The 9789-nt window shown below is 43.7% G+C and carries 9 protein-coding genes; 3 read left to right on the forward strand and 6 right to left on the reverse strand.

The features are described 5' to 3' along the window. The first annotated feature begins 2 nt into the window (after positions 1–2). The gene (gene frdC, locus H8A87_RS00290) at positions 3–398 is read left to right on the forward strand and encodes a fumarate reductase subunit FrdC (RefSeq protein ID WP_198688041.1); all 396 of its coding nucleotides are present in this window, start codon (positions 3–5) and stop codon (positions 396–398) included. Between the two features lie 16 nt (positions 399–414). Beyond that, positions 415–768, forward strand: a complete 354-nt coding sequence (frdD, locus tag H8A87_RS00295; protein WP_198688042.1) for a fumarate reductase subunit FrdD — start codon at positions 415–417, stop codon at positions 766–768. A gap of 78 nt (positions 769–846) precedes the next feature. Here frdD and H8A87_RS19640 read toward each other — a convergent pair whose 3' ends face one another. The 6 genes from H8A87_RS19640 to H8A87_RS00320 form a co-directional block, all read right to left on the reverse strand. After that, positions 847–2109, reverse strand: coding sequence for a TonB-dependent receptor domain-containing protein (locus tag H8A87_RS19640; RefSeq protein WP_232369978.1), 1263 nt, complete (start codon positions 2107–2109; stop codon positions 847–849). Beyond that, the gene (locus H8A87_RS19645; protein WP_232369979.1) at positions 2106–2921 is read right to left on the reverse strand and encodes a TonB-dependent receptor plug domain-containing protein; all 816 of its coding nucleotides are present in this window, start codon (positions 2919–2921) and stop codon (positions 2106–2108) included. Before H8A87_RS19645 ends, H8A87_RS19640 begins: the two co-directional genes overlap by 4 nt. A gap of 362 nt (positions 2922–3283) precedes the next feature. Then, the gene (locus H8A87_RS00305) at positions 3284–5059 is read right to left on the reverse strand and encodes an acetyl/propionyl/methylcrotonyl-CoA carboxylase subunit alpha (protein ID WP_198688043.1); all 1776 of its coding nucleotides are present in this window, start codon (positions 5057–5059) and stop codon (positions 3284–3286) included. Beyond that, positions 5056–6654, reverse strand: a complete 1599-nt coding sequence (locus H8A87_RS00310) for a 5-oxoprolinase subunit B/C family protein (RefSeq protein WP_198688044.1) — start codon at positions 6652–6654, stop codon at positions 5056–5058. Before H8A87_RS00310 ends, H8A87_RS00305 begins: the two co-directional genes overlap by 4 nt. Before the next feature lie 43 nt (positions 6655–6697). After that, a complete protein-coding gene (locus tag H8A87_RS00315) occupies positions 6698–7465 on the reverse strand; it encodes a LamB/YcsF family protein (RefSeq protein ID WP_198688045.1) in 768 nt (255 codons plus the stop codon). 10 nt (positions 7466–7475) lie between these two features. Next, entirely contained in the window at positions 7476–8726 is a 1251-nt protein-coding gene (locus H8A87_RS00320; RefSeq protein ID WP_198688046.1) for an NRAMP family divalent metal transporter, read from the reverse strand. Between the two features lie 368 nt (positions 8727–9094). Between H8A87_RS00320 and H8A87_RS00325 the strand changes: the two genes are divergently transcribed. Continuing rightward, positions 9095–9748, forward strand: a complete 654-nt coding sequence (locus H8A87_RS00325) for a GntR family transcriptional regulator (protein WP_198688047.1) — start codon at positions 9095–9097, stop codon at positions 9746–9748. The last annotated feature ends 41 nt before the right edge of the window (positions 9749–9789 follow it).

Here is a 9789-nt window from a genome sequence, read left to right on the forward strand (position 1 = left end):
TAATGACGACAAAACGTAAACCTTATGTGAGCAGCATGGAGTCTCATTGGTGGCGTAAACTGAGCTTCTATCGCTTTTATATGCTGCGCGAAAGCACATCCGTTCCTACCGTTTGGTTCAGCCTGCTGGTACTTTACGGTTTATTTGCCCTGAAAGATGGCCCTGAAAGTTGGGCGGGGTTTGTCTCTTTCCTGCAAAATCCAGTCGTGCTGCTGATTAATATCATCACTCTGCTGGCAGCCTTGTTGCATACAAAAACGTGGTTCGAACTGGCACCGAAAGCGCTCAATATTATTGTCAAAAATGAGAAAATGGCACCGGAGCCGATTGTCAAACTGCTGTGGGCAGTCACGATTATTGCTACCGCCGTGATTCTTGGCGTGGCGCTGCTTTTTTAACCCCAAGGAGGATCTGATGAATCAAGTACCTAAGCGTTCCGATGAACCGATTTTCTGGGGGCTGTTTGGTGCCGGCGGGATGTGGAGTGCCATTGTTGGCCCGGCGATTATTCTGTTGCTGGGTATTCTGCTGCCACTCGGTTTGGCACCTGAAGCGCTTTCTTATGAGCGTATCCTGACATTCTGCCAGAGCTTTATTGGCCGTATCTTTTTGCTACTCATGATCTGCCTGCCGCTATGGTGCGGAATGCACCGTATTCACCACGGAATGCACGATCTGCAAATTCATATCCCTGCCAGTAAATGGGTATTCTATGGTACAGCGGCCATTTTGAGTGTTGTCACCTTGATTGGGGTGTTTACCCTGTAATTGCCCCTGATAGGATATAAATGACAATAAAGCCCACGTAAGGTGGGCTTTATTATTCGTGACTAAAAAGCAATTCGATTAAAATTTATAAGAAATAGTGGCCTTATAATTTCGGCCTTTCTCTTCTTGCCCTTGATAAGATTTCAGGTAGTAAGAATGTTCGTTATAACGTTTATCAAAAATATTATCGATACCCAACTGGAGTTCAGCATTTTTAAATACACCTGATTTTGGCGCCCAAGATATATATATATCACTTACGCCATAACCTGTTTTATGTATGCCGGCAGTTTCGTATTCTTTTGTTTTACTGTTTTTCACTTTACTCTTTGAATTTTTTGACAATACGAATCTAGAACTCCAACCCAGTTCAATGTCAGTTTTGTCAAATAAGTAGCTACCACCCACAGTGATCGAATCACCGACTGATGGTGTAAATTCCGATCCTCTGTCAAACAACTCATTGCCTTTAACAGTCTTATTATTGACTTTGGCGTAGCCAGTTCTCAAAGTCCAATTATCTAGCTTATAGACAGCGGATAATTCAAACCCTTCCAATCTTGCTTTCGGGATGTTATGTAACTCCGTTTCCTCCAGCGTTGTAGCCAGGTTTTTGTAATTCGTTTGGAATACTTTACCTGATACGGACAATCCATCATTTTCAGCAAAAACATCAGGATAATTGCCCTTCAAACCCGCTTCCAAGTTGTAGCCTGTGGTAGCTTTTAAGTTATCATTATGGTTTCTTAACCCTACCCCAATTTCTTTGCCCAATGGGCCTCTGAATAATTCGGTATAATTGGCAAATAATGTTGTTGATGCCTCAAGCTCGTATTTCAAGCCGAATGCTTTTGAAAAACGGGCATAATTTCTATCAAACGGTTCATTCTGTTTATTAACCGTTTGATATTGATAATGATCCCATCTGATACCTGGGATAATATGCAAATCAGCCAATCGAATATCATCCTCTAAATAAACAGAAGATGATTTTCCTCTTTCAACATCTTTATTATATATATTTTTTGATACATCAGTGTATCTCATTCTGGCATCAAAATATTCATATCCATAAGTCAAAGCATGGTATAGCTTCTGGGTATCAAAACTAGAGGTATTACGAACCTTAATACCTTGGGTTTCAGCAATACTATCAAATCCTTTCCCATTCCCACTGACAGGCTTCATATGAGTAGACATTTGCTCAGTATGATAGGCGGATATTTTTAAATCAATCAAGTCATTATTGACTGGTGCATACCCGTAAATGATATTATGGGTATCACGGTCTATCGCCTGTTTCGCTTTTTTCCCGTTATTGACATCATGACCAAAATTCAACCTATTATTAGTCCTGCATCATTTTTATAATGCTCTTTTGATACCGTGATATATTGCTCATCGGTCAGGTTAAACTTAGCTTTTAATAGATAGTTAAATAGCTTGCCATCGGTAGGAATTGAATCTCGTCCCTTGCTATCGCTGCCGGATTTAGCATCGTTCATATTGCGATGGGTGAAATAACCCAATAAATCAACAGCACCGAGTCTCCCATAAGAAGTCAATGATTGCTGGAATTCAGAGCTATTACTTGCGTAACTTAATTTTCCTTTTGTACCAAATAATTGCCCCGGTTCTAATAAATCAGAGGTATCGACGGTCTCAAATTTTAACGAGCCGACAAGAGCACCGGTATCGTATGTAATGCTGTTACTACCCACATTGATATCAACTTGTTTTAACAGCTCAGGATCAATTCCGTAGTTACCTGAGTGGTGGAAGTGGAATCCCTCTTGTCTTGCACCATCAATAGAAACGTTGATGAATTGGTCATCCATACCACGAATTTTGAAGCGCTGCCCTAAAGCACTAGGATGGCCTGCTTGTACGCCTGGTACATTCTTTAAAATATCGCCGACACTTTGTGGTTGTCTGACTTTTATTTCATTACTGCTGACTTTTCCATCTTCTTGTACATTGTTACTCGCAATAACAACAAGTGTATCGCCAGTAGAATTCGATTTTTTGGTTGTGTTTTCTGTACTTGCTAGTGCACTGGTGGAAATAGCAACTGTCAACATAGATGCTGACATCAAAGGAGCATACAAACCATTTTTAGCTAGGCTCGTGTAGATTTTAGTGAATTTTATCATTTTTCTTTATGCTAAGTATTATAAGACGCATTATTATTTACATTTAAATAGTAAATGCAAATAACTTTGGAGGAACATGCAATAAAAGCGTGTTAAATGGAGTTTATTAACGGTCTAAGCCCACATACTGTGGGCTTATTATTGGATAAGGCAAAGAATTTGATAGCGATAATGCTCAGGATCATCCTCAATCGCGGCAATCGTTTTTTCTTACTACTTGTAACTTCTTCAAAGCTTCATCCGAAGTCATCGTTCTTTCATGAATAATATCTTGTTTCGCCATCATAATGAGTTGCAATAGTACATGAGCCTGTTGTTCAAACTCCGTCTTTAATTCTTCCTCTCATTCATTATGTATTCTATTATTCGATAGTAGCCAGAATACTTTCTGCATCGTGATAATCTCCCGCTTGTGCGCAGAATGTGATTTTCCCCGAACGATGAGCGCTGATCTGTACTTCCATTTTCATCGCTTCCATCACAGCAATCACATCACCTTCATTCACTTGCCCACTCTCTGTGACTAGCCATGAATGCAAAATACCGGAAATGGGCGCTGTCACTTGACGGGGGTCTGTCGATGTTTTTTCCTTTACGACAGACTGAGAAAATGGCTGCTTACTCGCAGGGGCTAACTGTGCCAATCCCGCCAATAAATTCGACGGTAATCCCAACTCGTGCCTGCGACCATCAATCTCAATAAATGTGCGGGTGATGCCTTTATCTTCTGTTACAGACTGGCGGGGTGAGCTTTCCAGTTCATTGGCAAAATCGGTTTCAATCCAGCGGGTATGGACATGAAATTCATCACTGGAAACAAAATCAGGATGTTCCACCACGGCTTGATGGAAAGGCAATACCGATGCCACACCGCTGATTTTGAATTCCTGTAATGCCCGACGAGCGCGGGAAATGGCTTGTTCACGAGTCGCTCCCGTAACGATTAATTTCGCCATCAGTGAATCAAAAGTAGCCGGAATGGTCGAACCACTCGTCACTCCCGAATCCAGACGAATACCAGGACCAGAAGGCGGGGTAAATTCACTGATTGTTCCAGATGTCGGCAAAAAGCCTTTACCCGCATCTTCCGCATTAATGCGAAATTCAAACGCATGTCCTCTTGGTACTGGCGTTTCCTTAATACTCAACGGATAACCTTCAGCTATTCGCAACTGCTCGATAACCAGATCAATGCCCGTTGTCTCCTCCGTCACCGGATGCTCTACTTGTAAGCGAGTATTTACTTCCAAGAAAGAAAGCGCTCCATCTGCACTTAACAAGAACTCTACTGTGCCAGCTCCTACATAATTGGCTTCTGCGCAGATGGCTTTTGCTGACTGATGAATGCGTTCTCTTTGTTCCTGCGTTAAGAATGGGGCCGGTGCTTCTTCCACCAGTTTCTGATTCCGGCGTTGTAAGGAGCAATCACGGGTTCCCAACACCACAACATTACCCTGTTTATCCGCAATCACTTGCGCTTCTATATGACGAGGCTTATTCAAGAATTGCTCAATAAAACACTCGCCCCGCCCAAATGCGGCTGTCGCCTCACGCACTGCCGAATGATAAAGTTCTGCCACTTCATCCAATCGCCAAGCTACCTTCAAACCACGGCCACCACCACCAAATGCGGCTTTAATGGCAATGGGTAAACCGTGCTTTTCCGCAAAAGTGACAACTTCCGGTGCCCCTTTGACTGGCTCTGCGGTTCCAACCACCAATGGTGCGCCCACTTTCTGGGCAATTTTACGTGCCTTGACCTTATCACCCAGCTCATCAATCGTTTCAGGGTTAGGGCCAATCCAAATCAACCCCGCATCTATCACAGCTCGGGCAAACTCCGCTCGTTCAGACAGAAAGCCATATCCCGGATGCACCATCGTTGCCCCCGATTGCTTCGCCACCGCCAGTAAACGAGGAATATTAAGGTAGGTTTCTGCGGGGCTATTGCCTCCCAGACCATAAGCCTCATCTGCCAATTGCACGTGCTGTGCATTGATATCTACATCCGCATAAACGGCGATCGTCTGTATTCCATAATCACGGCAGGCACGAATAATACGGACGGCAATCTCACCACGGTTGGCAATCAGCACTTTCTTAGGTTTGTTATTTGAATTGTTCACGGTGGTGTTCATAGCAAATCTTTACTCCCTTGGATTTCATGGAATTGGCTGATGGGGTTAAACTGAATTTTGGCGTTGACGGGGATCTGACCAGCAAGATCAAGGTGGTAATCTGCCACTGAGGCAATAACAGGATATCCTCCTGTCAGTGGATGGTCAGCCAAAAATAGGACAGGCTGCCCACTGGCAGGAATTTGGATCGCTCCTGCACAAGTTCCTTCGCTGGGTAGTTCTTGCTGCTTAACACGTGATAGTGAGCACTCACCATTTAATCGCAGACCAATTCGGTTAGATTGAGGTGTTACTTGCCAAATCTGCTTACTCAATAAGTTGAGCGCTTCTTGAGTAAACCAATCTGTGCGAGGGCCAAGGATAATATCTAATACCACAACCTCATCTTTATTTGGCATCTCAAAAGCCGGCGTTTCAGCGAAAGATACCGCCGCACAGTGGGAAGTTTCGCTAACAGACAATTTATCACGCACTTTCAACGGCGCAGGCCCGATATTGGACAGTGTATCAAATGAATGACTGGATAAGACGGCAGGAACAGTCAAATTCCCTCGCACAGCCAAATAAGAACGCATTCCAGCATTAGGAATACCTAATGAAATTTCATCGCCGTCGTTGAGATCAATCGGTTGGTGAGTATTTACATAGAGTGTTTCACCCAGTGGAGTTTTTACCTCTATTGGACATGACGCTCCCGTAATCGCGACTAGCATCTGCCCATGTGCGATTGCCTTAAATCCCCCCTGAATTATCTCCAAGCAGGTTTGATCGGAAGAATTGCCAACAATGCGGTTTGCACTGCGTAAGGCACTCTTATCCATCGCACCAGATTCTGAGATCCCTAATCCTGATTGACCAACACGTCCCAAATCTTGGAACAGCGTTTGTAATCCCACGGACAAGATTTCTAAATGGCAAGAGGTCTCTGGTAATGGCACTGTATGCTTGATAGAAGGTTCTGGCAAACTTACGGTTGCAGGAAGATGTCCGGCATCCCGAAAATTAACGCGATAACCCGGTTGCAATAAGGCAGGGGATGAACGGGAAAGGTCCCACATGCGTTCAGTTGTAATACCGATAATCTGCCACCCTCCAGGACTTGCCTGTGGGTAAATGCTGCTGAATTCACCCGCTAGCGCAACGGCACCTGCCGGAATACGCGTTCTTGGTGTTTTCCGTCGAGGAATATTCCACTGCAAGGTATCCGATACCATATAAGCAAAACCGGGAGCAAATCCAGTAAAGGCTACGGTATATTCATTTTCTGTATGTTGGCGGATGACTTCCTGAACAGTGAACCCTAATATTTCCGCAACTACCGCTAGATCATCACCGTTATAATGCACTGGGATTTCTATCTGTTTTTCCGTTGCATGGCCGCGTTCTTGCAAATCTCGGCAACAAATTTTTGCTGCCAATTGTTGGGCTGATATTTTTGTCGGCCGAAAACGAATCATCAAAGTTCTCGCTGCCGGAATAATTTCTTCAATTCCCAAAATAGGTGCTACATTCAGTGAATCTAGCAATGCCAGTGTTTCTGCCAATCCACTGAGTTCGACCATGATGGTATTAAAATTAACAGGTAAAAAACGCAAGACTATCTCCCTAAATCATCAACCGTGTCGGTGCAACCCATGTTTATGGATGAATAAATGATCGAATGGTAATTCCTGCCTGTTGCAAAACGGTTTTAACCTGTTTTGCCATTTCTACCGCACCAGGGCTGTCGCCATGCACACAAATAGAATCCGCCTGAATAGGTGTAAATTTGCCATCAATCGATTCAACGCCTCCTTCTGTCACCAATTGCAACATGCGTTGAGCAACAAGATCTGCGTCATGCAGTACAGAACCGACTTCACGACGGGAGACTAATTCCCCCTGCGAGGTATAGGCACGATCAGCAAAGGCTTCTGCAATGGTTTTCAGCCCTCTTTCCTGAGCCAGCTTGAGGATATTTGATCCCGCCAAACCGACCAAAACAAGGCTGGGATCAATCGACAGAATGCTTTCAATAACGGCAATTGCCTGATATTCATCATTCGCGATTGTGTTATACAATGCGCCATGGGGTTTGACATAACTCACCGTTGTCCCTGCCGCTGCGGCCAATCCTTGCAGAGCACCAATCTGGTAAATAACATCTGCGGTAAGTTCATGACTGGCGATATCCATTTTACGTCGACCAAAACCAACCAAATCGGGATAAGAAACATGAGCACCTATCGCCACGTTGTTTTCTTGCGCAGATTTCAATGTCTGCAAAATCCCGGCTGGATCTCCCGCATGAAAACCACAGGCAACGTTAGCACTACTGACAATTTCCAATATTGCTTCATCGTTCCCCATGCGCCATTGGCCGAAACTTTCACCGAGATCACTATTTAAATCGATTGTTTTTATCATGATGACTCCGTTAAGCTAATGTCAAAAACTCAAAAATTGAACCGATAGACATCGCCCCCATGTACCATGTCAGCGCGCACGTAATCGCACCTGACCACAGCAACCAACGTGGATAGACATACCCCGCCATCAAATCAGCACGTTTCCAGCCAACATAAATAAAGATAGTCAAACCAAGGGGAAGAATAAGCCCATTGAAACCACCTGCGAAAACCAACAAAGCAGCTGGAGGCGTCCCCATTAATAGATAAACGGCCAGCGATATGGCGATAAAAAACAAAGTTGCAATATTGCGCTGGCGCTCAGTAAATTGCTTTCGAAATACACTGCAAAAAGAAATGGAAGTATAGGCAGCACCAATAATGCTGGTAATCGCCGCCGCCCAAACAATCAAACCAAAAATGCGTAATCCGAGTTCACCAGACGCTATCTGAAAAGCTTGTGAGGCAGGATTTGCCGTTTTGCTGGCAACATCAAGTGTAACGCCACTGGCAACCACACCCAATATGGCAAGAAATAGCAGATAGCGCATCAGACCAACCACCAATATCCCTTTGGTTGCTGCACTGGAAACAACTTGGAGGTTTTCGATGCCTACAGCACCTTTATCCAGCAAACGATGAGCGCCAGCATAACAAATGTAACCACCCACAGTTCCGCCAACAATGGTCGTAATCGTCGCAAAATTGATTTCATCAGGCAGTACCGTTTGCCGCAAGGCTTCTCCCAATGGTGGGTTGGAGACTATCGCAACAAACAGTGTCATGCCTATCATGATCAGTCCCAATATCACCATTATACGATCAATGGCGACGCCTGCTTTACGGGAAGTAAAAATGTAAATTGCCATCAGCGCGCTGAATAATCCTCCCCACTTTGGATCCAGTCCCATCAAGGCATTAAGCCCCAATCCCGCTCCTGCAATATTGCCGACGTTAAACACCAATCCACCAAAAACTACCAATACCGCCAATAAATAACCACTTCCTGGAATAGCAGCATTGGCAATATCCGCAGATTGCATCCTGGTCAATGTGACAATCCGCCAAATATTTTGCTGTACTACAAAGTCAATCAGGATAGAAGCCAAAATGCCAAAAGCAAAAGCAGCTCCCATCGTTGCGGTAAATGTTGCCGTTTGAGTGATGAATCCTGGTCCAATCGCTGATGTCGCCATTAGAAAAACAGCTGCAATCAGAGAAGAGCGCCGATTTGCCACAAAACTCACCGTTTCTTGTTTTACTGTTTCCTGCAGGGCCATAGGCTATTTTCCCCTGTCATCGTTATTGTATTTACTATTTTCTAAGCAATATTCATACCATTGTGGAACTAAAGCATTGAGTTGTTTAATCAAAGCAAATTAGTTGTTGAACAATTAATAAATTCTGCGAGGAAATAAGCAAATAGAATGATGTTATCAATTGCGAAAATCTAATGAAGATCACTTTATCAACATTTAGCGTTGAATTTATCGTCAAGATGCACAATCTAGGTGCAATATACACAATAATGTTGCCCTATATTGGTTCAAAGGCTGCAACTTGCTGGTTATCAGGGAATATGTGAAGATTCGTTTTTACGTACGCTTTGAAGGTGTTTGTGATCAGCCACTAAATCTAACGGATAACTATGAAAAAAGACCACTCTCCTCAGATCTTAAGCAAAAGAATTGCCGAAACTATAAGAAATAAGCTAGTTGTTGGGGAGTTATTACCGGGACAACGGCTATCAGAGGCCGCACTAAGTGAACAACTTGAAATTTCACGAAATACGTTACGTGAGGCATTCCGTCTTCTCACCCAAGAAGGGCTGTTGCAACATGAACCTAATCGTGGTGTGTTTGTTGCAACTCCCGATATCGCGTCAATTATCGATATCTATCGAGTTCGGCAACTGATTGAGTGTCAGGCTCTGGCTCAGGCTTATCCAATGCATCCCGGCGTTACCAAAATGAAACAAGCCGTTGAAATCGCCCAGCAATGCCGCGATAAACAAGATTGGATTAGTGCCGGAACAGCAAATATGCGCTTTCATGCCGCAATCGTAGAATTAACCGATAGTGAAAGGGTGATCGCTTTTTATCGCAATATTTCTGCGGAACTTCGTCTAGCCTTTGGTATTTTGAATGACCCGGAGCTTTTATATGCGCCCTATATCGATAAAAACACCCATATTCTGGAGCTACTGAATTCGGGGCAAAATGAACTCGCAGCTAAAAAAATGCAAGACTATCTGGAATTATCGGAAAGAACGATATTAGCAGCTTATACACGCAAAAAATAATCAAGAATGATAAAAATCACCAAACGCAAAAAAGCCATCCG

The sequence above is a fragment of the Xenorhabdus lircayensis genome, assembly GCF_016306625.1.
GTDB classification, from domain to species: domain Bacteria; phylum Pseudomonadota; class Gammaproteobacteria; order Enterobacterales; family Enterobacteriaceae; genus Xenorhabdus; species Xenorhabdus lircayensis.